Here is a 24,116-nt window from a genome sequence, read left to right as displayed (position 1 = left end):
CTCCCCGCGACGGGCCCCGCGCACCCCTGCCGTCTACCGCAGGAGTACGCGGCCCAGCACCGGCAGGTGGTCGCTGCCGGTCGCCTCCAGCGCCGACACCTCCGTCACCTCGGCCCCCCGACCCAGCACCTGGTCGATCCTCGCCACCGGCAGGCCGGCCGGCCAGCTGAACGCGAACCCCGTGGGCGGAGCGTGCAGCCGGGAGGTGAGCGGGGCGAGGCCGCGGTCCTGGACCGTGCCGTTGAGGTCGCCCACCACCAGCAGCCGGCCGGCCGGGTCGGCGGCGATCCGGGCCCCGAGCAGGGCCGCGCTCTCGTCACGGGCCGCCGAGGCGAGCCCCCTCGGGCCCAGGCGCACGGACGGCAGATGGACCACGTACACCGCGACCCGGCCGCCGGGCGCGGACACCGTGGCCCGCAGAGCCCGCCGCCAGCTCCCCGGGAAGCCCTGGGGCCGGATGTCCACGGGCCGCACGTCCGACAGCGGATACGCCGACCAGAGCCCGACCGTGCCGTGGACGGCCCGATGCGGGTGGGAGGCGCCCAGGACACCCTGGTAAGCGGGCTGCGCAGCGGGCGTCAGCTCCTCCACGGCGATCAGGCCGGCACGCGCGGCGAGCAGGGCCCGGGCGGTGCCGGCGGGATCGGCGTCGTCGTCGGCGACGTTGTGCTGGACGACGGTCAGGTCGTACGGGCCCGGGGGCGAGGAGAACCACACCCCGCCGAACATCCAGAGCCACACGGCCCCGGGTGCCAGGCAGGCGAGCAGCCCGGCCCACGACCGCACGATCAGGGCGAGGCAGCCGAGCACGGGCACGGCCACCCCGAGCCATGGCAGGAACGTCTCCAGCAGGCTTCCCAGCCGCCCGATGCCGTTGGGCACGGCGGAGTGCAGGGCGAGCAGACCGGCGGCACCGCAAGCACCGCTCACCAGCCAGACGTTCCACGACGACCTGCCGCCGACGGCCACGTTAGGCGAGTTCCGCCGCCAGCAGGGCCGCGGCGCCGGCCACCAGCGGGTTGTCGGCCGGGGCGTCCTCCTCCGGCTGCGTGGTCAGCACCGACATCACGATCGGCGGGCCGTCCGGCGGCCAGGTGATGCCCACGTCGTTGTTGCTGCCGTACTGCCCGCCACCCGTCTTGTCGGCGAGCAGCCAGTCGGCCGGCAGACCCTTGCGGAACCTCTCCAGGCTCGTGGTGTTGCGCAGCAGCCAGTCCGTGAGCCGGGCCCTGTCCCGGGTCTCGAGCACGTCGCCGAGCACCAGCCGGGCGTAGGTCAGGCCGATGGCGCGCGGGGAGGTCGTGTCGGTCACGCGCCACGGCTCCGCGGAGTTGAGCTCGGGCTCCCAGCGGTCCAGCCGGGTGACGCGGTCACCGGTCGAGCGGGCGAAGCGCGTGATCGCGGTCGGCCCGCCCAGCTCCTTGAGCAGCAGGTTGCCCGCGGTGTTGTCGCTGAAGCGGATGGTGGCGTCGCACAGTTCGCCCACGGTCATGCCGGTCGCGACGTGGTCCTTGGTGACGGGGGAGAAGCCCGACCTGGTGACGTACGCCTGGGTGTAGTGGATGCGCCGGGCCAGGAACTCGCCGTCGCGGTCGAGGTCGCGCAGCACGGCCGCGGCGGCGAGCGTCTTGAACACCGAGGCCATCGGGAAGAGCTCGTCGGCCCGGTACGCCACCGTCCGGCCCGTGCGCATGTTGCGGGCGTACACGCCCAGCCGTGCGGTGTGCTCCCGCTCCAGGTCCCGCAGTCGCGCGGTGACACCGGTGGTGCCGGGTAACGCGTGGGCGGTGCCGCCGCCCAGCGCGAGGGCGGCGGCCGTGCCCAGTGCGAGGGCCGTACGGCGGGACGGGTGTGGTGTGTTCGTGTGCAAAGCGGTCCTTTCGGCGGCGATCACGTTCGTAGTTCAACACGCGATCACGTCCGCGCCGGTTTCACCGCGCGCCCGACGAACGCTCGGAACGCCCGGGAGCCTCCCTGGACCCGGAGGCCTCCCGGGTGCCCGAGCCGGCCGGACGGCGCTCAGCAGCGGGGCCCCGGGCATGTCCGGCTGGTCCGCCGGATTGCGGCGGGCGGTGAGATCCGGGGCCGTGGGCCGGCTGCCGAGCACGTTCGCGCCGGTTTCACCGCGCGCGTCCGGTTTCTCAGAACATCCCGGGAGCCTCCCGCACCCGGAACGCCTCCGCGTCCCACGAGCCGTCCAGCCGCGGCGCCAGCCAGTGCGGCGCGGCCGCCCGGGAGCCTCCCTGGACCCGGAGGCCTCCCGGGTGCCCGACCCGGCCGGACGGCGCTCAGCAGCGGGGCCCCGGGCATGTCCGGCTGATCCGCCGGATTGCAGCGGGCGGTGAGATCCGGGGCCGTGGGCCGGCTGCCGAGCACGTCCGCGCCGGTTTCACCGCGCGCGTCCGGTTTTTCAGAACATCCCGGGAGCCTCCCGCACCCGGAACGCCTCCGCGTCCCACGAGCCGTCCAGCCGCGGCGCCAGCCAGTGCGGCGCGGCCGCCCGGAAGCCGGCCGGGGCCAGGGCGCCCGACCCGGCCGGGACCGAGCCCAGCAGCGGGGCCCCGGCCACGTCCGGCAGGTCCGCCAGATTGCAGCGGGCGGCGAGATCCGGGGCCTCGGGCCAGCTTCCGATGACGATCCCGGCCGGCTCCAGCCCCCGGGAGCGCAGTTCACGCGCCGTCAGCTCCGTCGTGTTGAGGGTGCCGAGCCCCGCGGGGGCCACGACCAGCACCGGCGCAGACAGCAGCCGTGCGGCGTCCGCGAGGGTGCCGCCGGCCGCGTCGAACCGGACGAGCAGCCCGCCGGCCCCTTCGACCAGCACCAGGTCGTGCTCGGTGGCCAGCTTGGCGGCGGCCTCCGCGACCTCGTGCGGATGGACCGGGGCCCGCCCCGCCCGGCGCGCTGCCGTGGCCGGCGCCAACGGCTCGGGATACCGGGCGAGTTCCGCCGTCGTCACCGGGCCCGCGAGGCGCGCCACCTCGGCGGCGTCCCCGGGCTCGTCGGGCGCTACGCCCGTCTGCGCGGCTTTCAGCACGGCCACCGACCGGCCGGCGGCCAGCGCCGTCGCGGCGACGGCGGCGGTCACGACCGTCTTGCCGACCTCCGTGCCCGTGCCCGTGATCACCAGTACCGGCATGTCATCCCTCCCGCGCCGCCGCGCACACGGCCCGCGCGATCCGCGCCAGGTCCGCGTCGCCCGTGACGTACGGCGGCATGGTGTAGATCAGATCGCGGAACGGCCGCAGCCACACGCCCTCGCGCACGGCCGCCGCCGTCGCCGCCGCCATGTCCACGGGGTGGTCCAGCTGCACCACCCCGATGGCGCCGAGCACCCGTACGTCCTTCACTCCCGGCAGCTCCGAGGCCGCCGCGAGCCCGTCCCGCAGGCCCGTCTCGATCCGCTTGACCTCCGCGAGCCAGTCCTGCCCGAGCAGCAGCCCGATCGAGGCGCAGGCCACCGCCGCCGCCAGCGGATTGCCCATGAACGTCGGGCCGTGCGCGAGCACCGGCACCTCGCCCCGCGAGATGCCGTCGGCCACCCGGGCGGTGCACAGCGTCGCCGCCATGGTCATATAGCCGCCGGTCAGCGCCTTGCCCACGCACATCACGTCCGGCGTCACGGCCGCGTGCTCCGCCGCGAACATCGCGCCCGTACGGCCGAATCCGGTCGCGATCTCGTCGAACACCAGCAGCACGTCATGCGCGTCGCACGCCTCGCGCAGCACCCGCAGATAGGCGGGGGAGTGGAACCGCATCCCGCCCGCGCCCTGCACCACCGGCTCGACGATCACCGCCGCCAGTTCGCCGGCGTGCCGCTCGATCAGCGAACGCAGCTGTTCGGCGTACGTATCGTCGTACTCCGCCGGGGGCGGACCGGCGAACACCTGACGCTGGAGCACCCCGGTCCACAGCTCGTGCATCCCGCCCTCGGGGTCGCACACCGACATGGGCTGCCAGGTGTCGCCGTGGTAGCCGCCGCGCCAGGTCAGCAGTCGCTGCTTGCCGGGGCGGCCCAGCGAACGCCAGTACTGCAGGCACATCTTGACCGCGACCTCGACCGACACCGACCCCGAGTCGGCGAGGAAGACGTGCTCCAGACCCTCGGGCGACATGTCGACAAGGAGCTTCGCCAGGCGCACGGCGGGCTCGTGGGTGAGCCCGCCGAACATCACGTGGCTCATCCGCCCGAGCTGCTCGCGGGCGGCCTCGTTGAGCACCGGGTGGTTGTAGCCGTGGATCGCCGACCACCAGGACGACATCCCGTCGACCAGCTCTCCCGTGTCGTCGGCGAGCCGCAGCCGCACCCCGCTCGCCGACTCCACGACGAGCGGTTCCTGCCGCCCGGGCATCGGGCCGTACGGATGCCACACGTGCCGCCGGTCGAGCTCCAGCAGCTCGGCCACGGCCGGCTCAGGCATTGGGGGCGAGGTCCGTCCCGGCGCCCCGGCGGCGCACGGCGACCAGGTCGGTCCGTGCTTCGTCGGCCCGGGGAGGAGCCGCCGTCCCGGCGGATCCACAGACCTCGCCGCTCTCCTGCGAGCCGCACCCGCCGCCCTCGCCGCAGCCCCCGGACGCCCGGTGCTCCGGCAGCGTCACCTGGTCGGTGCCCTCCACCTCGAACCCGGCGTCCGCGATCATCTCCAGGTCGGCCTTGCCGGCCTGGCCCTCGCTGGTGAGGTAGTCGCCGAGGAAGATCGAGTTGGCCAGGTGCAGGGCGAGCGGCTGCATCGTGCGCAGATGGACCTCGCGCCCGCCGGCGATCCGCACCTCCACGTCGGGGCAGACGAACCGCGTCATCGCCAGGATCCTGAGGCACCGCTGCGGGGTCAGGTTCCACTCCTTGCCGAGCGGGGTGCCCTCGAACGGGATCAGGAAGTTGACCGGAACCGAGTCCGGGTCCAGCTCGCGCAGGGAGAAGACGACGTCGACCAGGTCCTCGTCCGTCTCGCCCATGCCGGCGATCAGCCCGGAGCAGGCGGACAGACCGGCCGCGTGCGCCTTCTGCACGGTGTCGACGCGGTCCTCGTAGGTGTGCGTGGTGGTGATCTCCCCGTACGTCGCCTCGGACGTGTTGAGGTTGTGGTTGTAGGCGTCGGCTCCGGCCTCGCGCAGCCGCTCCGCCTGGCCGTCGGAGAGCAGTCCGAGGCAGGCGCACACCTCGACGCCTTCGTTGTTGTCCTTGATCGCCTTGATCGTCTCGGAGACCCGGTCCACGTCCCGGTCGGTCGGGCCACGCCCGCTGGCCACCAGGCACACCCGCTTGGCCCCGCCGGCCACACCGGCCGCCGCCGCGTCGGACGCCTGGCCGGGCTTCAGCCAGGTGTACTTCAGGATCCCGGCCGTCGAGCCGAGCCGCTGCGAACAGTACGAGCAGTCCTCGGGGCACAGGCCGGACTTGAGGTTGACGAGATAGTTCAGTTTCACCCGCCGGCCGAACCAGTGCCGGCGCACCTTTCCGGCCGCGGCCACCACATCGAGCAGGTCGTCGTCGGACGTCGCGAGGACGGCCAGAGCCTCGTCGCGGGTCGGCAGCTCGCGCCGAAGCCCCTTGTCCACCAGCGTGTTCAGCAGGTCCATGGAAGCCGATCCTGTCCTAAGGAGGTGCTCGGGGCAAAGGAGAGTTCGCACAACAGAGTCGCTTCGAGGTGTGGGTATTGCCACACAGTGACCTGCTGGTGGTCCCGCTAGTGTCTGTGCACTGCCTACAAATTCCCCGGAGGACCACCCATGGCGTTCGGCTGGATCGACGAGCAGGCGGAGCTGCGTGCCCGCGCCGGACTCGTACGGACTCTGCGCCCCCGTCCGGCCGATTCGCCGCTCCTGGACCTGGCGAGCAACGACTACCTCGGGCTGGCCCGCCACCCCGAGGTCACCGAGGGTGCGGCCCGGGCCGCGCGGACCTGGGGCGGCGGCGCCACCGGCTCCCGGCTCGTCACCGGCACGACCGAACTGCACGCCGAACTCGAACGGGAACTGGCCGATTTCTGCGGCTTCGAGGCGGCCCTCGTCTTCTCCTCCGGCTACGCCGCCAACCTCGCGGCGGTCACCGCGCTGGCCCCGCACGGCTCCCTGATCGTCTCCGACGCGGGCAACCACGCCTCACTCATCGACGGCTGCCGGCTGGCCCGCGGTACCACGCAGGTCGTGGCGCACGCCGAGCCGGACGCCTCGCGCAAGGCGCTGGCCGGCCACGAGGGCACGGCCATCGCCGTGTCCGACACGGTCTTCTCGGTCGACGGCGACGCGGCTCCCCTCGCCGCCCTGGCCGAGGCCTGCCGGGAGCACGGCGCCGGACTGGTCGTCGACGACGCCCACGGTCTGGGCGTCCTCGGCGACGGCGGTCGCGGCGCCCCGCAGGCGGCGGGGCTCGCGGGCGCGGACGACGTCGTCGCGACGGTCACGCTGTCCAAGTCGCTGGGCAGCCAGGGCGGAGCCGTCCTCGGCCCGGCCCGGGTCGTCGAGCACCTGGTCAACGCCGCCCGCACGTTCATCTTCGACACCGGACTCGCCCCCGCCGCGGCGGGGGCGGCCCTGTCGGCCCTGCGGTTGCTGCGCCGCGAACCGGAACGGGCGGCGCGGGCCCGCGCGGTGGCGGGCGAACTGCACGCACGCCTGACCGCCGCGGGTCTGGAAGCGGTGCGTCCGGACGCCGCGGTGGTCTCGGTGCGCGCGCCCTCTCCCGAGGACGCCGTGAACTGGGCGGCACGGTGCCGCGCGGCGGGCCTGGCCGTGGGGTGCTTCCGTCCTCCCTCCGTGCCCGACGGCATCTCCCGGCTCAGGCTGACCGCCCGCGCCGACCTGACCGGTCAGCAGATCGAACGCGCTGTGGGGCTGATCGGCGAGACGCGGCCATGAGTCGGCGTGACACGGCCGTGCGTCGCGCGATGACGGTCTGACCGGACGGGGTTACATGCGGTCCACCCCGGCCGCGAACGCGGCCCAGCTCCCCGGGGAGAAGAGCAGTGCGGGTCCGGACGGGGTCTTGGAGTCGCGCACGGCGAGCAGTCCGGCCCAGGGCGGGGCGTCCGGACACGCGGTCTCGACGCAGTTGTTCGCGCCGGTGCTGTAGCTGCTGCGCAACCACCGCACACCGTGCAGTTCGGTGCTTGAGGGGACGTGACGAGGCAGTGCACGCATGGTGCCTCCTTACGCGCCGGCGGCTGTCCCGGCGATGAAATCCAACGAGTCCTCGGGCGAAAGGGCGTGGATCTGAAGGGCGTTGAAGGCCTCCGTGTAGGCCTGGAGGTCTTCTTTCCGTTCGAGGTAGAGGCTACTCGTCAAGTGGTCGAGAACAACCACATCCAGATCAGAAGTGCTCGAAAATGAGAAGATAACGAAAGGTCCGGTGACGCCGATGTGCGCCCCGGCCGCGAACGGCAGGACCTGGAGGCGCACTTGGGGCAGCCGCGCCGCCTCGACCAGCCGCTCGAGCTGGCGGGTCATGACCCCGGGCCCGCCGACCTCCCGCCGCAGCACCGCCTCGTCCAGGACGGCGCTGAGTCTCAGTGGGGGATCGGCGCGCAGCACGTCCTGCCGGGCCAGCCGCACTTCCACCAGAGTGTCGAGCCGGTCCTCCGGGAGCCCCTCCACCGCCGCCCGCGTCACCGCACGCGCGTATTCGGGCGTCTGGAGCAGGCCCGGCACGACCGTGGTCTCCAGCGTGCGCATCGCGCCGGCCTGGGACTCCAGACTGATGAAGTCCCAGTAGGTCGGCGGCAGCACCCCGCGGTAGGCGTGCCACCAGTGGTGCCGGCCGCCGCTGTCGTCGGACCCCGCCAACGCCATGAGCAGTTCGCGGAGTTGAGAGTCCGCCACGACGTAGGCGTCGAGAAGTAGCCGCACGTCGGCCGGTTTCACCCCGCTCGTGCCCGTCTCGATCCGGCTGACCTTGGACTGGTGCCAGCCCACCAGCCGGGCCGCCTCACCGCTCGTGAGCCCCGCAGAGGTGCGCAGCGCACGCAGTTCGGCGCCCAGTTTCCGGCGGCGCACCGCGGGACCGTGCTGCATGGCTCCTCCTTACTCCTTCCGAGCCACCCAAATACGGCCTCGCGTCGCAGAGTTCACCGCTTTGAGCGACAGATATATGCACATCTTGGTGGATCGCAGCCCTTCGCGGGCGTTCTGGTGGCACTCTGGCGACGAAACACCAGTCCGGGACCGTACTCGAACCATCCGCTCCGCGTCGGGCTGTGGTCCCGTGGGAAAGGGACGACGACGCCATGGCAGACCATTTGGAAGCATCCGTCACTCTGCCGAGCGATCCAGCCTCGGTCTCCGCAGCGCGTGCGTACGTGGTGGGCACGCTGGCGGAGTGGGGCCTGCCGGCGGACACGGAGGTGTCCGACACCGTCCGGCTGATCATCTCCGAGCTCGCCACCAACGCCGTGCAGCACACCTTCGGCCAGTCACCCACCTTCACCGTGGGTGTCGAGCTCGACCGCGATGAGCACCTGCGCATCGGTGTCACGGACAGTCATCCGCGCTTCCCCAGACGCCTGCCCGCCGCCGTACAGCAGGACAACGGCCGCGGCCTGGTCATCATCCGCTGGCTGACCGCGGAATGCGGCGGCAGGCTCCGCATCCGCCCCACCCGTGAGGGCGGCAAGACCATCTCGATCGAACTCCCGTGGGCCGTCCCGGCGCAGCCGCTGACGACGGCGGTGCAGCAGGAGCCCTAGTCACTCCCAGCAGGACCCGAAAAGACCTCCCCGACGGGTGCCCTCCACGCACCCCCGGCCCGCGCCACCGACATCCGGGCCACCCACGGCTACGACGCCCGCTCCGAGCCCTTCGGCCCGCCGGAGTGCGAGGCCGTCACCGGTGCCGTGCCGACGCCTCCCGGTGCGCTGCCGCTCCTCGAAGCCCGGACGGCTGCCTCACGGTTCGCCGCAGCAGTGCGGGGACCTTGACGTCGCCCTGGTCCGGTCCTTCCTCGGCGGTCTCCCCGGTGGCGTCCGCCTCCTTGCGCAGCCCCGCCCGCCGCACCAGCCGCGGGAGCAGCCCCCACAGGCCGACACAGACCAGGAACGTCGCGGCGCCCGCGGCGATACCGCCGGCCCGGCCCGTGGTCACGTCGACCACCAGCAGCACGGAACCGCTGAACGCGAACACCAGCACGCTCAGGCCGATGGTGGCCAGGCGCGAGGAGACCTGCACGATGCGGGGCTTGGCGCCCTGCTGGAAGAGGGAGCGGTGCAGCGCGGCCGGCGCGGTGAAGAGCGCGGCTGCCAGGACCGCCAGCAGCAGGGTGATGACGTAGGTGACGCACTGGACCGTGTCGAGATCCTCGAAGCGCGAGGTGAAGGCCAGCGACAGCAGGAAGGCGAAGAGGATCTGCACGCCCGTCTGGGTGACGCGGAGTTCCTGGAGCAGCTCCACGAAGTTGCGGTCGGCGCGTTGCAGCGGAGTCTCGTTGCGTGCGGTGCAGGGGCGGTGCTCGGCCATGGGGTCACGGGTATCCATGTGAGCCCGTGTCACGCTCCGGCGTGCGGCGGCGCGTCAGGACGCCGCCGCACGCCGAGCGGATCACTTCACGCGCCCGTACCAGACGCTCTTGGTCCAGAGCTTCTGCAGTCGCACCACGTCCCCGCTCTTCGGGGAGTGCCAGAGCTTGTTCTTACCCGCGTAGATACCGACGTGGTACACGTTGCTGCCCGAGTGGAAGAACACCAGGTCTCCCGCCTTGCGGTTCTTGGCGGAGATGTGGCGCGTCTTGTTGTACTGCTGGGCAGCCGTACGGGGGAGCTTCTTGCCGGCCTTCTTGAACGAGTAGAGCGTGAGCCCGGAGCAGTCGAACCGGTGCGGACCGGTGGCCCCGTACTTGTAGGGCGAACCCTTCTTGGAGGCCGCGATCTGGAGTGCCTTGGTCGCCGGCGTGGCTGCCGCGGCCTCGGAGGTGAAGCCGGGCGCCACGATCGAACCGCCCACGGCGGCGATGGTGAGCGCCGAGGCCGTGCCGGCCCGGACCATGAGCGACGGGACACGATTGAGCGCAGTCATGCGCAACCCTTCGTCAGCCGCCTGTGAAGGATGACCTGTCGGATTCGGGCTGGCGAAGTTGCCCGGCCGCTGACGCGGCTTCACCCCAAGGGCTGCTCGGGCGAGGTCATGGCGTGACCGTCCCGGCGACCCGTCGTGCTTGGGTCCTCCACTCCTGCCGATCCACTCCTGTCGACCGGTCATCCGGGCGGCGGCAGGATTCGGCGTCCGCCCGGATCGCCCCGCCACAGCGGCGGGGGCTTGTCGTCAGACAGGGATCTTGGCGCATGCCTGTCCGGATTTCCCAACGGAACCGGGGGTTTGTGTTGTTACTCACCACTCACCCGTTCGGGTGGACACGTGTGCGTTCGAGCCACTGTCCACGCATTCGCGGACCCCCGGACCAGGGACGGAATGCCCCATTCCGTCCCTGGGCTACGCGCGTTGCGCAACCGGAACGGCCCCAAAATCGGTCTCCCGCCTACTCCGAACAGGGGTACGTCTTTTGGTCCGTTTCGACTCAGCTCCGGACGCTCCGGTGACGGCGCGGGTGTCCGGGCCGGCGCTTCCGCGTCAACTGACGGACTCCGGGGGCAGGGTGAGCCGGGCCGTGCGCCGCTCGCCGTCCAGCACACGCAGCGCCCGGGCCAGCGTGCCGGCGTGCAGTTCCGTCTCGCCCCGCTGATGCATCAGGGCCAACGCGTCGCGCAGTGCGGTGGCCTTGCCGACCAGCGCCTGGGCGGCGCGCAGTCCCCGGTAGGTGTCGCCGTCCTGCGCCGGGTTGATGCGGCCCAGCAGGTCGACGACATCGAGGTAACGGTCGATCAGTTCCGCCTCGGCGCGCGTCAGGGCGGGCAGCGGCGGCAGTTCGGGCGGGAGCACCGGGACCTCACCGACCGGTCGGCGGGGCGAGGGTGGCCTTGCGGCTGGGGATGATCCCGTCCACCAGGCCGTATTCCACCGCTTCCTGGGCGGTGAGGATCTTGTCCCGCTCGATGTCCGCGCTCACCTGCTCCCGGGTGCGACCCGTGTGCAGCGCGAGCAGCTCCTCCATCCGGACCCGGATGCGCGTCAACTCGTCCGCCTGGATCGCCAGATCACTGGCCTGCCCCCGGACCGGCTCGGGCAGCGCGGGCTGATGGATCACCAGGCGGGCGTCGGGCAGGGCGAATCGCTTGCCGGGCGTGCCCGCCGCCAGCAGCACCGAGGAGGCGGCGCCGGCCTGGCCCAGGCAGATCGTCTCCACGTCGCAGGAGACGTACTGCATCGTGTCGTGGATCGCCGTCATCGCGTGGAAGGTGCCGCCGGGGGAATTGATGTAGAGCGAGATGTCCCGCTCCGGGGCCTGGTGCTCCAGGTGCATGAACTGGGCCATGACGTCGTTCGCCGAGGTCTCGTCCACGGGAGCCCCGAGGAAGACGATCCGCTCCTCCAGAAGCTTCGAGTACGGATCCATCGTCCGTTTCCCGGACCCCGTGCGTTCGGTGAACTCGGGCAGCACATGGCGGGCGGACGGTCGAGTCATGACGAACCCCTCCTCACGGCGCAGCCGTCTCCGGCGACGGCTGTCTCTGTAAAAAATGTACAGGACGTACGTCACGTTATGATGGGGACATGGCCTACGAGATTCCGGTGACGCAAGCCAGGGCTGAGCTCGCCGACCTGATCAACCGCGTGGTGTACGGCGGTGAACGCGTCGTCGTCACCCGGCACGGCAAGCCCCTCGTCGCCCTCGTATCGGCCGATGACCTGCGGCGACTCGAAGAGACCCGGGAGCTCGCCGAGTCCGCGGAGGAGCAGGTGATCAGCGCGGTCTCCACGGTCCGCGAGGTCGCGTCCGCTCCCGGCGAACCCCAGCGGTTCGGCATCGCGGCGGAACACCGCGGGGCCGGCCCGGCCTAGGACCGAACCGGACAGACGGAAGACCGTGCGCTCCCGTCCGCTACGGCGGGGGCGCACGGTCGCATGGTGTGACAGCGCTCGGGCGCGTCGGCCGGCGGTCAGGCGACGGCGGAGAGCTCCCGCCGGTCGGCCGCGGGTTCGCTGCCCGTCCTCCGGGCCCGGAGCGAGCTGCCGAGCAGTACGGCGCCCAGGCCCAGCACCGCCCACCAGGCCAGGGTCAGTGTGGGGCCGGTCGCCGCCGCACCGTCGAAGGAGGACACCGAGCGCAGCAGGGTCGTCCCCGCGCCGGGCGGCAGCCACTGGCCGATCGCACCGGCCGGCTCCGGCAGCATCTGCGGGGCCGAGGTGGCGCCGGAGAAGGGGTTGCCGATCAGCATCACCACGGCGGCTCCGATGCCCGTACCGGCCGGGCCGACCAGGGCGGCGAGCCCGGCGACGGCACCGCCGACGGCCAGCGTGGACAGTGCGAGCACCCCCGCTTCCGCCCACCAGTCGCCGCCGAGCGCCCCGAGCCAGCTGTGCGCGATCCCGGCCGCCACCACGCCCACCAGGGCGGACGCGCCGAGCAGTGCGAGCGCGGCGCGGACGCCGCGCAGTCCGAGCAGGGTGACCACGGCGCCCGCCGCGATGCCGGCCAGGGCGAGGGGCAGTACGGCGGCGCTCAGTGCGGCGCCGCGCGGGTCACTGGCCGGGGTGGGCACGACATCGACCGTCTTGACCTGTGCGCCTCCGGCGGCGGCCTGCTGCCCCACGGCCTGCTGGAGGAACTGCGCGACGACCGGCCCGGCCGCGGACGCGGTGAGCAGTTCGGGCCCCTGCCGCGTGACCACGACCGCGCCGTACACGCTCCGGTCCCTGATGGCCTCCCGGGCGGCGGCCTCGTCGGCGTAGCGGTGGATCTCGAAGGCACCCTCGTGCCGCTCCAGCTGCTTCTCGACCTGGGCCGCGGCGGCCGGCGGCCCGGCCACGCCGAGCGGCAGGTCGCGGGGCGCGATGCGGGAGGCCGGCCAGGCGAAGGCCCACAGGGCGAGGGCGGCCAGGACGGGCACGAGGAGGACGACCGCGATCACATGGCGGTTGCGGGAAGGCATGGGGGTCTCCTGGGATGAGCGGACCGGAGCGGACCGGAGCGGAGCAGCTAAAAAGAAGGATCGTTCGTTTTGCTCTGCTCTCACCGTGCTCCGCTCGCTGCGCCTTGTCAAGAATGAATATTCGTTTTACTTTGTGACCATGGCTCGCGTGTCCCAGGAACATCTCGACGCCCGCCGCCGCCAGATCCTCGACGGTGCCGCGCTGTGCTTCGCCCGCAACGGCTTCCACGCCACGTCCATGCAGGACGTGCTGAAGGAGGCCGACCTCTCGGCGGGTGCCGTGTACCGCTACTTCAGCGGCAAGGAGGAGCTGATCGGCGCGATCGTCGCCGAGGTGCTCGGTTCGGTCCGCGACGCCTTCGAGGAGGCGGTGCGGCTCAGCCCGCCCCCGCCGCCGGACCGACTCGTCGCCTCCGTCCTCGGCCGGACGCTGGCCGCCCGTGAGTCCCTGGTCGTCGACGGCCGGCCCGCCTTTCCGCGACTCGTCATCCAGGTGTGGACGGAGACCCTGCGCAACGAAGAGCTGGCGCTCATCCTGCGGGAGGGCTACGGCTCGGTCCGCGCGGCCTGGGGGGAGATCGTCGAGGGCTACCAGCGGGCCGGGATGATGCGCGCCGACGTGACTCCGGACCATGTGGCCCGCACGATGATCGCCTGCGTCCTCGGCTTCATCGCCCAGCAATCCCTCTTCGGACCGGCACCGGTCGAGGTCCTCCAGGACGGTCTGCGGGCGCTGACCACCATGCGGGCCGAGGACGCCGCTACCGGTGGATCACAGCTCGGTTAACGTGCCCGAAACGCGGTCCAACTAGCCTGCCGCTCCACGCCACCTGGCACTTTGCCCCGTGGCCGCGGCAGCCGGGCCCCGCACGGCCCGGAGCGAGGACTGTGAGGTGGGACGTGCAACTGACCCCGCACGAGCAAGAACGACTGCTGATCCACGTGGCGGCCGACGTGGCCGAGAAGCGCCGCGCCCGGGGACTGAAGCTCAACCACCCCGAGGCGGTCGCGCTCATCACCTCGCACATCCTCGAAGGCGCGCGGGACGGCCGGACCGTCGCGGAGCTCATGTCCTCCGGACGCAAGATCCTGACCAGGGACGACGTCATGGACGGCATCCCGGAGATGATCCACGACGTCCAGGTCGAGGCCACCTTCCCCGACGGCACCAAGCTCGTCACCGTCCATGAGCCCATCGTCTGACGGGGAGGCCGCCGTGATTCCCGGAGAGATCCTGTTCGCCGACGGGCCGATTGCCTACAACGAGGGCCGCGAGGCCATCCGGCTCACCGTCCTCAACGCAGCCGACCGGCCCGTGCAGGTCGGCTCCCACTACCACTTCGCCGAGGCCAACCCCGGCCTGGAGTTCGACCGTGCCGCCGCGCACGGAAGGCGGCTGAACGTCGCCGCCGGCACGGCCGTGCGCTTCGAGCCCGGGATCCCCGTCGAGGTCGAGCTCGTTCTGCTGGCGGGCGCCCGCGTGGTGCCCGGTCTGCGCGGGGAGACCGGAGGTGCCCTCGATGCCTGAGATCTCGCGTGCCGCGTACGCCGACCTGTTCGGCCCGACCACCGGCGACCGGATCCGCCTCGCCGACACCGACCTGCTGATCGAGATCGAGGAGGACCGTTCCGGCGGCCCGGGACGCGCAGGGGACGAGGCCGTGTTCGGCGGCGGCAAGGTCATACGCGAGTCGATGGGCCAGGCCCGTGCCACACGGGCGGACGGCACCCCCGACACCGTCATCACAGGCGCGGTGATCATCGACCACTGGGGGATCGTCAAGGCCGACGTCGGCATCCGCGACGGCCGGATCACCGGCATCGGCAAGGCCGGCAACCCCGACACCATGGACGGCGTCCACCCGGACCTGGTCATCGGCCCGGAGACCGAGATCATCGCCGGCAACGGGCGGATCCTCACGGCGGGCGCGATCGACGCGCACGTCCACTTCATCTGCCCGCAGATCGCCGACGAGGCGCTGTCGTCGGGCATCACGACCCTGGTCGGCGGCGGTACCGGTCCGGCCGAGGGCTCCAAAGCCACCACCGTGACCCCCGGCCCCTGGCACCTCGCCCGGATGCTGGAGGCGATGGAGGCCCACCCCCTCAACATCGGGCTGCTCGGCAAGGGCAACACCGTCTCCCACGAGGCGATGCTCTCCCAGATCCGCGGCGGTGCCCTCGGCCTGAAGCTGCACGAGGACTGGGGGTCGACCCCGGCCGTCATCGACGCCTCGCTGACCGTCGCCGAGCAGACCGGCATCCAGGTCGCCATCCACACCGACACCCTCAACGAGGCCGGGTTCGTCGGCGACACCCTCGCCGCGATCGCCGGGCGGGGCATCCACGCGTACCACACCGAGGGCGCGGGCGGCGGGCACGCGCCGGACATCATGACCGTGGTCTCCGAGTCCTATGTGCTGCCCAGCTCCACGAACCCGACCCGGCCGTTCACCGTCAACACCGCCGAGGAACACCTCGACATGCTGATGGTGTGCCACCACCTCAACCCGGCGGTGCCGGAGGACCTGGCCTTCGCCGAGTCCCGGATCCGGCCCTCCACGATCGGGGCGGAGGACGTGCTCCACGACCTCGGCGCGATCTCGATCATCTCCTCCGACTCCCAGGCCATGGGGCGCGTCGGCGAGGTCGTCATGCGGACCTGGCAGACCGCGCACGTGATGAAGCGGCGCCGGGGCGCACTGCCCGGCGACGGACGTGCCGACAACCGCCGGGTGCGCCGCTACGTCGCCAAGTACACGATCAACCCGGCGCTCGCCCAGGGCCTGGCCCGCGAGATCGGGTCGGTCGAGAGCGGCAAGCTGGCCGACCTGGTGCTGTGGGAGCCGGCGTTCTTCGGCGTCAAGCCGCAGCTCGTCATCAAGGGAGGGCAGATCGCGTACGCGCAGATGGGTGACGCGAACGCCTCCATCCCCACGCCGCAGCCGATCCTGCCGCGCCCGATGTACGGGGCGATCGGGCGGGCGCCGGCCTCCAACTCCCTCAATTTCGTCGCCCCACTGGCCGTCGAGGCCGGGCTGCCGGAGCGGCTGGCGCTCGGGAAGCGGTTCGTGGCGATCGAGTCGACGCGCGGTGTGACCAAGGCCGACATGCGGGAGAACGACGCACGGCCCGAGGTGCGGGTCGACCCCGACAGCTTCGCCGTGCACATCGACGGGGAACTGGTCGAGGCGGAGCCGGCGGCCGAACTCCCCATGGCCCAGCGGTACTTCCTGTTCTGAGGGTGGTCTGATGTCGCGTGCGGCGCTTCTCGTCCTGGCCGACGGCCGGTTCCCCGCCGGAGGGCACGCGCACTCCGGCGGTGCCGAGGCGGCGGTCAAGGCCGGGCGGATCAGTGGGGCGGCGAGCCTGGAGGAGTTCTGCCGGGGACGGTTGCACACGGCGGGGCTGGTGGCGGCCGGGTTGTCCGCTGCCGCGGCGCTCGGAATCGATCCCGTCGCGCTGGACCGCGCCGCGGACGCGCGAACCCCGTCGCCCGCACTGCGGGCCGCCGCCCGGAAGCTCGGACGGCAGCTGCTGCGGGCCGCCCGGGCGACCTGGCCCTCCGCCGAACTGGACGTGCTCGGCCGGGAGTTCCCCAAGGGGGCGCACCAGCCGGTGGTGCTGGGGCTGGCGGCCCGGTCGGCAGGCCTCGGGCCGCTGGACGCGGCGTACTGCGCGGCGTACGAGAGCGTGAGCGGGCCCGCGTCGGCGACGGTGCGGTTGCTGAGTCTGGACCCCTTCGACGCGACGCGGGCGCTGGCCCGGCTGGCGCCGGAGGCGGACCGGGTCGCGGACCGGGCGGTGGAAGCGGCCCGGAGGGTGGTCGACGAGGGGGTCGACGCCCTGCCGGCGGGGTCGGCACCTCTGCTGGAGATCGGGGCGGAGGCGCATGCGGGGTGGCCGGTACGGCTGTTCGCCTCGTAGCCGCCCTCCGAACGCCGTGCAGGCCGACCCCCTCAGAGGCGCGGGGAACCGCGCGACCACCCCCACCCACCCGCACTCCGCACCAGCGCCCGCCCCCACCCCCAAGGAGCCGCACATGCACCTCGACCACACCAGCCATGGCCCTGCCGCCGTCAGCGCGGACGCCCACCGTCCCGACGGCACCCGCCGGGCGCTCCGCATCGGACTCGGCGGCCCCGTCGGATCCGGGAAGACCGCCACCGTCGCCGCGCTCTGCCGGGCGCTCAGGGACGAGCTGGCGCTCGCCGTCGTCACCAACGACATCTACACCCGGGAGGACGCCGAGTTCCTGCTCCGCGAGGCCGTGCTGCCGCCCGAGCGGATCACCGCCGTGGAGACGGGTGCCTGCCCGCACACCGCGATCCGGGACGACATCTCCGCGAACCTGGAGGCGGTGGAGGACCTGGAGGACGCGGTCGGGCCGCTGGACCTGGTGCTCGTGGAGTCCGGCGGGGACAATCTCACCGCGACCTTCTCCAAGGGGCTCGTCGACGCCCAGATCTTCGTGATCGACGTGGCCGGGGGCGACGACATTCCGCGCAAGGGCGGCCCCGGCGTGACCACCGCCGACCTGCTCGTCGTCAACAAGACCGACCTCGCCCCGTACGTCGGTTCCGACCTTGCCCGGATGGCCGCCGACGCCAAGGCGCAGCGCGCCGAACTGCCGGTCGTCTTCCAGTCGTTGCGGAGCGAGGCCGGGGTGGCGGACGTCGCCGCGTGGGTGCGGGCGCGGCTCGCCGCGTGGACCGCGTGAGCGTGCGTGCCGGGGCCGGGGTGCGGTCCCTCGCGCGCATCGTCGCCCGGGACGACGGGCGCGGCGGGACCGCGCTGCCCGTGCTGGAGAGCGACGGGCCGCTGGCGCTGCGGCGCACCCGGGCCACCGGCTCCGAAGCGCGGGTCATGCTGGTCGGCGCGATGAGCGGACCGCTCGGCGGTGACCACTTCACCGTGGAGGGCCGGGTGGAGGAGGGAGCGCGGCTGTCCGTCGGATCCGCCGCCGCCACCATCGCGCTGCCCGGGCAGGCGAAGGGCGACGCCCGCTACGACGTCCGGCTCGAAGTCGCCGACGGTGCTGAACTGCACTGGCTGCCCGAACAGTTGATCTCCGCCCAGGGCAGCGACCTGCGTGTCTCCACGAGGGTCGAACTCGCCGCGACCGCCCGGCTCGTGCTGCGCGAGGAGCAGGTGCTCGGACGCGTCGGTGAGGAACCCGGGCGGCTCACCAGCCGTCTGACCGTGCGGGTCGCCGGGCAGGCCGTGCTCGACCAGGAACTGGCCTGCGGGCCCGGCGCGCCGGGCGGCTGGGACGGGCCCGCCGTGCTGGCGGGGCATCGGGCCGTCGGGCAACTCATCGTCGTCCGGCCGGAGTTCGCCGTCGTGCCGGTGACCGCCGGGGTGCTGGGGGAGGGGGCCTCGGTGGTGCCCCTCGCCGGGCCCGCCGCACTGGTGACGGCGGTGGCGCCGGACGCCCTCGGGCTGCGGCGGCTGCTCGACGAGGCTCTCGCGTCGCTCCCGCAGACGTAGACGTCCGTAGAGCAGCACAAGCTCTCCGTTTATCGGATTGGCAAAGAAGGGCGTCCGCCCCTGTTGTCAGGGACCTCACAAACGGGAGGATCCCCCGTACTGATCGCAACGAGGTACGGGGAGGTCCCCCTTGAGGGGTTCGAGACCGAAGAGGCGGGTGGCGGCGCTCGGTTCGGCCGGCGCGCTCGTCACGGCCACGCTGATAGCCGGTGCCGTCGTGGCGCCCACGGCGAACGCGAACGCGGCCGGCGGCCACGGCCAGGACCGTCAGGCCCGGGGCACCGCGATCGCCGCAGCCCGGGCCGCGAAGGCCGGCATCGACTGGCAGGACTGCCCCGCCGACTGGAATCTGGCCAAGCCGATCCAGTGCGGATACGTCACCGTGCCGCTCGACTACGCCAAGCCGTACGGCAAGCAGATCAAGCTCGCCGTCGACCGCATCGGCAACACGGGCACGAAGGCCGAGCGGCAGGGCGCGCTCATCTACAACCCCGGCGGCCCCGGCGGCTCCGGACTGCGCTTCCCGGCGCGGGTCACCAACAAGAACGCCGTCTGGGCCAACGCGGCCAAGGCCTACGACTTCGTGGGCTTCGACCCGCGCGGCGTCGGCAAGTCGACGCCCATCTCCTGCGTGGACCCCCAGGAGTTCGTCAAGGCGCCCAAGGCCGACCCGGTGCCCGACTCCGAGGCCGACAAGCTCGCCCAGCGCAAGCTGGCCCGCGAGTACGCCGAGGGCTGCCAGGAGCGCAGCGGCTGGATGCTGCCGCACATGACCACGCCGAACACCGCGCGCGACCTCGACGTCATCCGCGCCGCCCTCGGCGAGAAGAAGCTCAACTTCCTCGGCGTCTCCTACGGCACCTACCTGGGCGCCGTCTACGGCACGCTCTTCCCGGGCCACGTACGCCGCATGGTCGTCGACAGTGTCGTCAACCCGTCGCGCGAGAAGATCTGGTACCAGGCCAACCTGGACCAGGACGTCGCCTTCGAGGGCCGCTGGAAGGACTGGCAGGACTGGGTCGCTAAGAACGACGCGACCTACCACCTCGGCACCACCCGCGCCGCCGTCCAGGCGAAGTGGCTGGAGCTGCGCGCCACCGCGAAGAAGAACCCCATCGGCGGGGTCGTCGGCCCGGCCGAGCTCATCTCCTTCTTCCAGAGTGCCCCGTACTACGACTCCGCCTGGGCGCCGACCGCCGCGGTCTTCAGCAAGTACGTCGCCGGCGACACCCAGGCGCTCGTCGACGCCGCCGCCCCGGACCTGTCCGACACGGCGGGCAACGCGGCCTCGGAGAACGGCAACGCCGTGTACACGGCCGTGGAGTGCGCCGACGCCAAGTGGCCCACCAGCTGGCGCAAGTGGGACCGCGACAACACGCGGCTCCACCAGGACCACCCCTTCATGACCTGGGCCAACGCCTGGATGAACCTGCCGTGCGCCACCTGGCCGGCCAAGCAGCAGACGCCGGTCGACGTCAAGACCGGCAAGGGCCTGCCCGGCGTGCTCATCGTCCAGTCCGAGCGGGACGCGGCCACCCCCTACGAGGGCGCCGTGGAGCTGCACAAGCGGTTCAAGGGCTCCCGCCTGATCACGGAGAAGGACGCGGGCTCCCACGGTGTCACCGGCCTGGTCAACCCGTGCATCAACCCCCGCGTGGACAGCTACCTGCTCACCGGCGAGCTGGACGCCGCCGACGTGACGTGCGCGCCGCACGCCACGCCGAAGCCGTAGCCACAGCCGTCGTCCGACGGCGATGAGGGGCGGCCGGGACACCGGCCGCCCCTTCCTCATGCCGGCCGGGCCGCGAACCAGGCGTCCTCCGCCGCGTAGTCGAAGAGGTCCGGGTAGGCGCGGGCGAGGGTGGGGAACGCCTCCCGCCAGTCCTGCCCGGACAGCGTGCTCGTGAGCCACTCGACCGTCTCCGGCAGGCTCTCCGGGTAGGACACGACGGGCCGGTACCCCAGCTCCCGTTCGGCGGCGGACATGTCGCACACCACCGAATGCTCCACCGACCAGGGCGAGCTGCCCACGGACCCATGCGCCGGCCCGTCCAGCAGGACGGTCTCCCTCTCCACCCCCATGACCGCGTCCACGGTGGCCCCGATCTCCGACACGGCCGGTGGCAGCGGATCGCAGGCGTTGAGCACCCGGGAGCCCGGCCGGGCCGCGGCCAGCCGGATCAGTTCGGCGATGTTGCGTGCCGCCGACGTGTGGAAGAGGCTCTCGCCCCGGAAGGCGAGCACCCTCCTGCGACGGCCGTCGAGATTGCGTTTGACGAAGTACAGCTCGCGGGGGAGCGGGCTGTACGGCCCGTGGATCGCGCCCGGGCGCAGCACGGTGGTGGGCAACCGGTCGCCCACCGCGCGCAGTTCACGCTCCAGTGCCACCTTGCGGGTGCTGTACGTGGTGTCCCCCGGCGCGACCGTGACCTGGTCCTCCGCGATCGGTACGGGGTACCGCGGGAGTCCGTCCGGCTCGCCCATGGTGTCGAAGCCGCGGCCCTTGCCGTCCTCGTACACCGACACGGACGACACCACCACGGCCGCGCCGATCCGGTCGGCCAGGCCCGTCAACTGCCGTGCGTGCCGGGCCCCGTAGGCGACCAAGTCGACCACGAGGTCGCAGCCGTCACCGATCAGCGCGCCGAGCGCCGCGTCGTCGTCGCGGTCCAGCCGCCGTGTCCGTACCTCGCCGGGCCAGTTCTCGTGCCGGCCGCCGCCGCGCGAGGCGGCCGTCACCTCCCAGCCGTCCCGCGCCAGCGCGTCCACCGCCGGCCTCCCGATCTGCCCACCGGCCCCGATCACCACTGCACGTCTCATGCCGCGACCGTAGATCGCCCAGGGCGGCCGGGGAACCTGCCTCTGCCGACAGCAGAGCTCAACTGAGGGGCATGCGCCGGAACTTCCGCTCCTTGGCGGCGGCGGCCTCCTCGGCCTTCACCACGGCCGCGTACCGGTCGACGTACTCCTGCTCGGACAGCGAGAGGATCGCGTACATGATCTCGTCGGTGATGGCGCGCAGGACGGCCTTCTCGTTCTCCATGCCCTCGTAGCGGGAGAAGTCCAGGGGCTCGCCGAAGCGGATCACGACCGGGTGGATGTTCGGGATGACCTTGCCGGGCGGCTGGGCCTCGAAGGTGCCGATCATCGCGCAGGGGATCACCGGGACGCCGGCCTTGAGCGCCATCACCGCCACCCCGACCTTGCCCTTGTAGAGCCGGCCGTCGTGCGAGCGGGTGCCCTCGGGGTAGATGCCGAGCAGCTCGTCCTTGCTCAGCACGCCGAGGCCCTCGCGGATCGCGGCCTGGCCCGCGTCCTTGCCGGAACGGTCGACCGGGATCTGCCCCGCGCTGCGGAAGAAGAACGCCGTCAGGCGGCCCTTGATCCCGGGGCCCGTGAAGTACTCGGCCTTCGCGAGGAAGGTGATGCGCCGTTTGAGGATCGCGGGCATCAGGAAGTGGTCCGAGAACGACAGGTGGTTCCCGGCGACGATGGCGGCGCCCTCCGCGGGAACGTGCTCCAGGCCCTCGATGCGAGGCCGGAAGACCAGTCGCAGCAGCGGGCCCAGCAGCACGTATTTCAGCAGGTAGTAGAACAAAGCGGGCGCTCCTCGACTCTCGCGGTGGACTCAACCGCCGCGTTCCAGCAGGTCAACCGGCATGTCGTGGGGTGCCAGTGTAGGTGCAGGCACGTCCACCGGGCACCTCGCGCGGGCGGACCGCACAGATCCTTCGCCAATTGACTGATGGTCAGTCAGGCGTGGGTGTCCGGTGGTGCTCATGCGGCTGGGGAGAACCGCGGGACCAGCGTGCTGCGCCGCCCGGGTGACGGGCAAGCCGAACGGGTGGCCTGGCGCGATAGCGGGGGTGCGTGGCGGGCCGGTGGCTCTTGCGTGCGGACGGCCGCTGTGGGCCGGTGGCCTTCGCCGCTCCGCCGAGTAACCTGCCAGACATGCGGATCTCTGTTTCCTCGGACATGGACGAACCCGTCGCCCGCTCCCTCGTCGCCGCCCTGCGTGAGCGGGGGCACGACGTGCGCCCGCACGGCGCGCTGCGCCCGGGCGACGACCCGCAGTGGGCGGTGTGCTCCGAGGCCGCTGCCCGCGAGGTCGCCGACGGTACGGCGGACCAGGCGGTGGTGTGCTGCTGGACCGGCACGGGCGCCTCGATCGCCGCGAACAAGGTGCCCGGCGTACGGGCCGCACTGTGCACGGACGCCTACACGGCCGACGGGGCCCGCCGCTGGAACGACGCCAATGTGCTCGCGCTCAGCCTGCGGCTGACGTCCCAGCCGCTGCTGACGGAGATCCTCGACGCGTGGTTCGCCGGTGAGCCCAGCGCGGACGCCGAGGACCGGCAGAACGTCGACCGCGTCCGGCTGCTCGACCACGGCAAGACCCGTATGTAGGTCACAGCCGCACGATGATCAGCGCCGTGTCGTCGGTGGCGCCGCCGGGCGGCAGCAACTCGAGCAGAACGGTGTCGGCAAGCGTCTCCGGGTCCTGGTGCCGGTGCCTGCGCAAGGCCTCGGCGAGCCGGTCCAGACCCGTGTCGATGTCCTCATGGCGCCGTTCGATCAGGCCGTCGGTGTAGAGCACGAGCTTGGCGCCCACCGTGAACGTGGTCTCGGCCTGGGGTCTGCGGATCGGGTCCGGGCGAGCGTCCAGCGGCGTGTCCGTGGCCTGGTCGAGGAACTCCGTACGGCCGTCCGGGTGGACGAGCACGGGAGGGGGATGGCCGGCGCTGCTGTACGTGATGACGTGGCGGTTGCAGTCGACGAAGGTCGTCACGGCGGTCGCCGACTCGGCCCCGTCGATCACATGGGCGTAGCGCCCCAGCACGTCCAGGGCCTGGGCCGGCCCGTCGGCTACCCGGGAGGCCGCGCTGAGCGCACTGCGCAACTGGCCCATCACCCCGGCGGCCGCCAGCCCGTGCCCGACCACGTCGCCCACGGCCACGCCGATCCGGTCGCCGCCCACCAGGTCGACCAGGTCGTACCAGTCCCCGCACACGTTGAGCGCGCCCACGGCCGGGCGGTACCGGACGGCGGCCGGGTGATTGCGGACCTGCCGGGGCGCCGGAAGCATCGCCTCCTGCAACGCCAGCGCCACCTCCCGCTCCCGGGAGTGCGCCTGGCGCAGCCGATCGTTGAGATCCTGCAGTTCGCGGGCGCGCGTGTACAGCTCGGCCTCCAGCACCCGGGCCCGGCTGCCCCGGTTCCCCGGAGAGCCGCCCCGGGCCCGGATCAGCTCCGTGACCTCCTCCACCCGGTGCAGGATCAGCACGACCTTGCCGTCCGAGCCGAGCAGCGGCGCGTTCACCGGGCTCCAGTAGCGCTCCTGCCACTCGCCGGGCCGCTCCGGGTCCTCGACGTCGTAGCGCTGCAGGGCCATGGTGTCGCGCTCCCCGGTGGCCAGGACGCGGTACAGCGAGGCCTCCAGATTGCGCATGCCCGTCGCGGCCGGGTCGTTCGGGTTGTCCGGGAAGACGTCGAAGAGGTACTTGCCGATCAGCTGCTCCCGCGAGCGGCCGGAGACGCGGGCGAACTCCTCGTTGACGTCCGCGTAGACGAGTTCGGGTGTCAGGAGCGCCACCATGCCGGGCAGGGCCTTGAACGCCGCACCGTAATCGATCGCCGTCTCCGCCATGGCTGCCG

27 protein-coding genes and 1 riboswitch are annotated in these 24,116 nt (G+C 72.4%); of the genes, 12 read left to right on the top strand and 15 right to left on the bottom strand.

The features are described 5' to 3' along the window. Positions 1–33 precede the first annotated feature (33 nt). From RFN52_RS05560 to bioB, 5 genes are all read right to left on the bottom strand, one after another. Positions 34–930 (bottom strand): endonuclease/exonuclease/phosphatase family protein, encoded by an 897-nt coding sequence (locus RFN52_RS05560; RefSeq protein WP_311240903.1) that lies wholly within the window; start codon positions 928–930, stop codon positions 34–36. A gap of 40 nt (positions 931–970) precedes the next feature. Further along, positions 971–1,870 (bottom strand): class A beta-lactamase, encoded by a 900-nt coding sequence (bla, locus tag RFN52_RS05555; protein ID WP_311240902.1) that lies wholly within the window; start codon positions 1,868–1,870, stop codon positions 971–973. A gap of 540 nt (positions 1,871–2,410) precedes the next feature. Further along, positions 2,411–3,136 (bottom strand): dethiobiotin synthase, encoded by a 726-nt coding sequence (gene bioD, locus RFN52_RS05550; RefSeq protein ID WP_184843140.1) that lies wholly within the window; start codon positions 3,134–3,136, stop codon positions 2,411–2,413. Position 3,137: 1 nt separating this feature from the next. After that, positions 3,138–4,418: an adenosylmethionine--8-amino-7-oxononanoate transaminase gene (locus RFN52_RS05545; RefSeq protein WP_184843138.1), complete on the bottom strand. Its 1,281-nt coding sequence runs from the start codon at positions 4,416–4,418 to the stop codon at positions 3,138–3,140. Continuing rightward, complete coding sequence (bioB, locus tag RFN52_RS05540; RefSeq protein ID WP_184843134.1) at positions 4,411–5,577, bottom strand: biotin synthase BioB; 1,167 nt, start codon at positions 5,575–5,577, stop codon at positions 4,411–4,413. Before bioB ends, RFN52_RS05545 begins: the two co-directional genes overlap by 8 nt. A 150-nt stretch (positions 5,578–5,727) precedes the next feature. Here bioB and RFN52_RS05535 point away from each other — a divergent pair, with 150 nt between their 5' ends. Beyond that, a complete protein-coding gene (locus RFN52_RS05535) occupies positions 5,728–6,855 on the top strand; it encodes an 8-amino-7-oxononanoate synthase (protein ID WP_184843131.1) in 1,128 nt (375 codons plus the stop codon). A gap of 51 nt (positions 6,856–6,906) precedes the next feature. On the opposite strand, the gene RFN52_RS05530 is transcribed toward RFN52_RS05535, so the two are convergent. Continuing rightward, positions 6,907–7,137, bottom strand: coding sequence for a DUF397 domain-containing protein (locus RFN52_RS05530; protein ID WP_161368308.1), 231 nt, complete (start codon positions 7,135–7,137; stop codon positions 6,907–6,909). A 9-nt stretch (positions 7,138–7,146) separates the two neighbouring features. Next, complete coding sequence (locus tag RFN52_RS05525; RefSeq protein WP_184843129.1) at positions 7,147–8,007, bottom strand: helix-turn-helix domain-containing protein; 861 nt, start codon at positions 8,005–8,007, stop codon at positions 7,147–7,149. A 212-nt stretch (positions 8,008–8,219) separates the two neighbouring features. Here RFN52_RS05525 and RFN52_RS05520 point away from each other — a divergent pair, with 212 nt between their 5' ends. After that, a complete protein-coding gene (locus RFN52_RS05520; protein ID WP_184843126.1) occupies positions 8,220–8,678 on the top strand; it encodes an ATP-binding protein in 459 nt (152 codons plus the stop codon). A 136-nt stretch (positions 8,679–8,814) separates the two neighbouring features. Here RFN52_RS05520 and RFN52_RS05515 read toward each other — a convergent pair whose 3' ends face one another. The 4 genes from RFN52_RS05515 to RFN52_RS05500 all read right to left on the bottom strand — a co-directional run bounded on the left by RFN52_RS05515 (position 8,815) and on the right by RFN52_RS05500 (position 11,503). After that, positions 8,815–9,462 carry a DUF6328 family protein gene (locus tag RFN52_RS05515; protein ID WP_374050151.1) on the bottom strand — a complete coding sequence of 216 codons (648 nt, stop codon included), beginning with the start codon at positions 9,460–9,462 and terminating at the stop codon, positions 8,815–8,817. 63 nt (positions 9,463–9,525) lie between these two features. Then, positions 9,526–9,999 carry a C40 family peptidase gene (locus tag RFN52_RS05510; RefSeq protein ID WP_184843124.1) on the bottom strand — a complete coding sequence of 158 codons (474 nt, stop codon included), beginning with the start codon at positions 9,997–9,999 and terminating at the stop codon, positions 9,526–9,528. A 3-nt stretch (positions 10,000–10,002) separates the two neighbouring features. Further along, a riboswitch (cyclic di-AMP (ydaO/yuaA leader) is annotated at positions 10,003–10,215 on the bottom strand. 336 nt (positions 10,216–10,551) lie between these two features. Further along, a complete protein-coding gene (locus tag RFN52_RS05505) occupies positions 10,552–10,860 on the bottom strand; it encodes a hypothetical protein (protein ID WP_184562765.1) in 309 nt (102 codons plus the stop codon). A gap of 7 nt (positions 10,861–10,867) precedes the next feature. Next, complete coding sequence (locus tag RFN52_RS05500) at positions 10,868–11,503, bottom strand: ATP-dependent Clp protease proteolytic subunit (protein ID WP_184843121.1); 636 nt, start codon at positions 11,501–11,503, stop codon at positions 10,868–10,870. An 89-nt stretch (positions 11,504–11,592) separates the two neighbouring features. On the opposite strand from RFN52_RS05500, the gene RFN52_RS05495 reads away from it, so the two are divergent. Next, positions 11,593–11,880 carry a type II toxin-antitoxin system Phd/YefM family antitoxin gene (locus tag RFN52_RS05495; protein WP_184843118.1) on the top strand — a complete coding sequence of 96 codons (288 nt, stop codon included), beginning with the start codon at positions 11,593–11,595 and terminating at the stop codon, positions 11,878–11,880. Between the two features lie 98 nt (positions 11,881–11,978). Here RFN52_RS05495 and RFN52_RS05490 read toward each other — a convergent pair whose 3' ends face one another. Beyond that, positions 11,979–12,971: an ABC transporter permease gene (locus tag RFN52_RS05490; RefSeq protein ID WP_184843115.1), complete on the bottom strand. Its 993-nt coding sequence runs from the start codon at positions 12,969–12,971 to the stop codon at positions 11,979–11,981. Positions 12,972–13,110: 139 nt separating this feature from the next. On the opposite strand from RFN52_RS05490, the gene RFN52_RS05485 reads away from it, so the two are divergent. The 8 genes from RFN52_RS05485 to RFN52_RS05450 all read left to right on the top strand — a co-directional run bounded on the left by RFN52_RS05485 (position 13,111) and on the right by RFN52_RS05450 (position 20,193). Continuing rightward, on the top strand, positions 13,111–13,758 hold the full coding sequence (locus tag RFN52_RS05485; RefSeq protein ID WP_184843112.1) for a TetR/AcrR family transcriptional regulator: 648 nt from the start codon (positions 13,111–13,113) through the stop codon (positions 13,756–13,758). Positions 13,759–13,871: 113 nt separating this feature from the next. Further along, positions 13,872–14,174: an urease subunit gamma gene (locus RFN52_RS05480; protein ID WP_033307525.1), complete on the top strand. Its 303-nt coding sequence runs from the start codon at positions 13,872–13,874 to the stop codon at positions 14,172–14,174. A gap of 13 nt (positions 14,175–14,187) precedes the next feature. Further along, complete coding sequence (locus RFN52_RS05475; RefSeq protein WP_184843109.1) at positions 14,188–14,499, top strand: urease subunit beta; 312 nt, start codon at positions 14,188–14,190, stop codon at positions 14,497–14,499. After that, positions 14,492–16,213 (top strand): urease subunit alpha, encoded by a 1,722-nt coding sequence (locus RFN52_RS05470; protein WP_184843106.1) that lies wholly within the window; start codon positions 14,492–14,494, stop codon positions 16,211–16,213. The genes RFN52_RS05475 and RFN52_RS05470 overlap by 8 nt, the downstream gene beginning before the upstream one ends. Before the next feature lie 10 nt (positions 16,214–16,223). After that, positions 16,224–16,898, top strand: a complete 675-nt coding sequence (locus RFN52_RS05465) for an urease accessory protein UreF (RefSeq protein WP_184843103.1) — start codon at positions 16,224–16,226, stop codon at positions 16,896–16,898. A gap of 115 nt (positions 16,899–17,013) precedes the next feature. Further along, a complete protein-coding gene (ureG, locus tag RFN52_RS05460; RefSeq protein ID WP_184843100.1) occupies positions 17,014–17,691 on the top strand; it encodes an urease accessory protein UreG in 678 nt (225 codons plus the stop codon). Continuing rightward, positions 17,688–18,461: an urease accessory protein UreD gene (locus RFN52_RS05455; RefSeq protein WP_373308562.1), complete on the top strand. Its 774-nt coding sequence runs from the start codon at positions 17,688–17,690 to the stop codon at positions 18,459–18,461. The genes ureG and RFN52_RS05455 overlap by 4 nt, the downstream gene beginning before the upstream one ends. Before the next feature lie 130 nt (positions 18,462–18,591). Beyond that, positions 18,592–20,193 (top strand): alpha/beta hydrolase, encoded by a 1,602-nt coding sequence (locus RFN52_RS05450; RefSeq protein WP_184843094.1) that lies wholly within the window; start codon positions 18,592–18,594, stop codon positions 20,191–20,193. A 56-nt stretch (positions 20,194–20,249) separates the two neighbouring features. Here RFN52_RS05450 and RFN52_RS05445 read toward each other — a convergent pair whose 3' ends face one another. Further along, a complete protein-coding gene (locus RFN52_RS05445) occupies positions 20,250–21,281 on the bottom strand; it encodes an NAD-dependent epimerase/dehydratase family protein (RefSeq protein WP_184843090.1) in 1,032 nt (343 codons plus the stop codon). 58 nt (positions 21,282–21,339) lie between these two features. Then, on the bottom strand, positions 21,340–22,059 hold the full coding sequence (locus RFN52_RS05440) for a lysophospholipid acyltransferase family protein (protein ID WP_184843087.1): 720 nt from the start codon (positions 22,057–22,059) through the stop codon (positions 21,340–21,342). Positions 22,060–22,412: 353 nt separating this feature from the next. Between RFN52_RS05440 and RFN52_RS05435 the strand changes: the two genes are divergently transcribed. Further along, the gene (locus tag RFN52_RS05435; RefSeq protein ID WP_184843084.1) at positions 22,413–22,868 is read left to right on the top strand and encodes an RpiB/LacA/LacB family sugar-phosphate isomerase; all 456 of its coding nucleotides are present in this window, start codon (positions 22,413–22,415) and stop codon (positions 22,866–22,868) included. 1 nt (position 22,869) lies between these two features. Here RFN52_RS05435 and RFN52_RS05430 read toward each other — a convergent pair whose 3' ends face one another. Beyond that, on the bottom strand, positions 22,870–24,108 hold the full coding sequence (locus RFN52_RS05430) for a PP2C family protein-serine/threonine phosphatase (protein WP_184843081.1): 1,239 nt from the start codon (positions 24,106–24,108) through the stop codon (positions 22,870–22,872). Between the last annotated feature and the right edge of the window lie 8 nt (positions 24,109–24,116).

Source organism: Streptomyces collinus (assembly GCF_031348265.1).
GTDB classification, from domain to species: Bacteria; Actinomycetota; Actinomycetes; order Streptomycetales; family Streptomycetaceae; genus Streptomyces; species Streptomyces collinus.
Note: the sequence above shows the minus strand (reverse complement) of the source record. Positions and strands in the feature narration are given on the sequence as shown.

Coding starts and splice junctions, on each gene's coding strand:
- RFN52_RS05485 (WP_184843112.1), top strand. CDS start 13,111: ATGGCTCGCGTGTCCCAGGAACATCTCGACGCCCGCCGCCGCCAGATC.
- bioD (WP_184843140.1), bottom strand. CDS start 3,136: ATGCCGGTACTGGTGATCACGGGCACGGGCACGGAGGTCGGCAAGACG.
- RFN52_RS05530 (WP_161368308.1), bottom strand. CDS start 7,137: ATGCGTGCACTGCCTCGTCACGTCCCCTCAAGCACCGAACTGCACGGT.
- RFN52_RS05435 (WP_184843084.1), top strand. CDS start 22,413: ATGCGGATCTCTGTTTCCTCGGACATGGACGAACCCGTCGCCCGCTCC.
- bioB (WP_184843134.1), bottom strand. CDS start 5,577: ATGGACCTGCTGAACACGCTGGTGGACAAGGGGCTTCGGCGCGAGCTG.
- RFN52_RS05525 (WP_184843129.1), bottom strand. CDS start 8,007: ATGCAGCACGGTCCCGCGGTGCGCCGCCGGAAACTGGGCGCCGAACTG.
- ureG (WP_184843100.1), top strand. CDS start 17,014: ATGCACCTCGACCACACCAGCCATGGCCCTGCCGCCGTCAGCGCGGAC.
- RFN52_RS05535 (WP_184843131.1), top strand. CDS start 5,728: ATGGCGTTCGGCTGGATCGACGAGCAGGCGGAGCTGCGTGCCCGCGCC.
- RFN52_RS05495 (WP_184843118.1), top strand. CDS start 11,593: ATGGCCTACGAGATTCCGGTGACGCAAGCCAGGGCTGAGCTCGCCGAC.
- RFN52_RS05515 (WP_374050151.1), bottom strand. CDS start 9,462: ATGGATACCCGTGACCCCATGGCCGAGCACCGCCCCTGCACCGCACGC.
- RFN52_RS05490 (WP_184843115.1), bottom strand. CDS start 12,971: ATGCCTTCCCGCAACCGCCATGTGATCGCGGTCGTCCTCCTCGTGCCC.
- RFN52_RS05520 (WP_184843126.1), top strand. CDS start 8,220: ATGGCAGACCATTTGGAAGCATCCGTCACTCTGCCGAGCGATCCAGCC.
- RFN52_RS05465 (WP_184843103.1), top strand. CDS start 16,224: ATGTCGCGTGCGGCGCTTCTCGTCCTGGCCGACGGCCGGTTCCCCGCC.
- RFN52_RS05545 (WP_184843138.1), bottom strand. CDS start 4,418: ATGCCTGAGCCGGCCGTGGCCGAGCTGCTGGAGCTCGACCGGCGGCAC.
- RFN52_RS05430 (WP_184843081.1), bottom strand. CDS start 24,108: ATGGCGGAGACGGCGATCGATTACGGTGCGGCGTTCAAGGCCCTGCCC.
- RFN52_RS05510 (WP_184843124.1), bottom strand. CDS start 9,999: ATGACTGCGCTCAATCGTGTCCCGTCGCTCATGGTCCGGGCCGGCACG.
- RFN52_RS05470 (WP_184843106.1), top strand. CDS start 14,492: ATGCCTGAGATCTCGCGTGCCGCGTACGCCGACCTGTTCGGCCCGACC.
- RFN52_RS05445 (WP_184843090.1), bottom strand. CDS start 21,281: ATGAGACGTGCAGTGGTGATCGGGGCCGGTGGGCAGATCGGGAGGCCG.
- RFN52_RS05500 (WP_184843121.1), bottom strand. CDS start 11,503: ATGACTCGACCGTCCGCCCGCCATGTGCTGCCCGAGTTCACCGAACGC.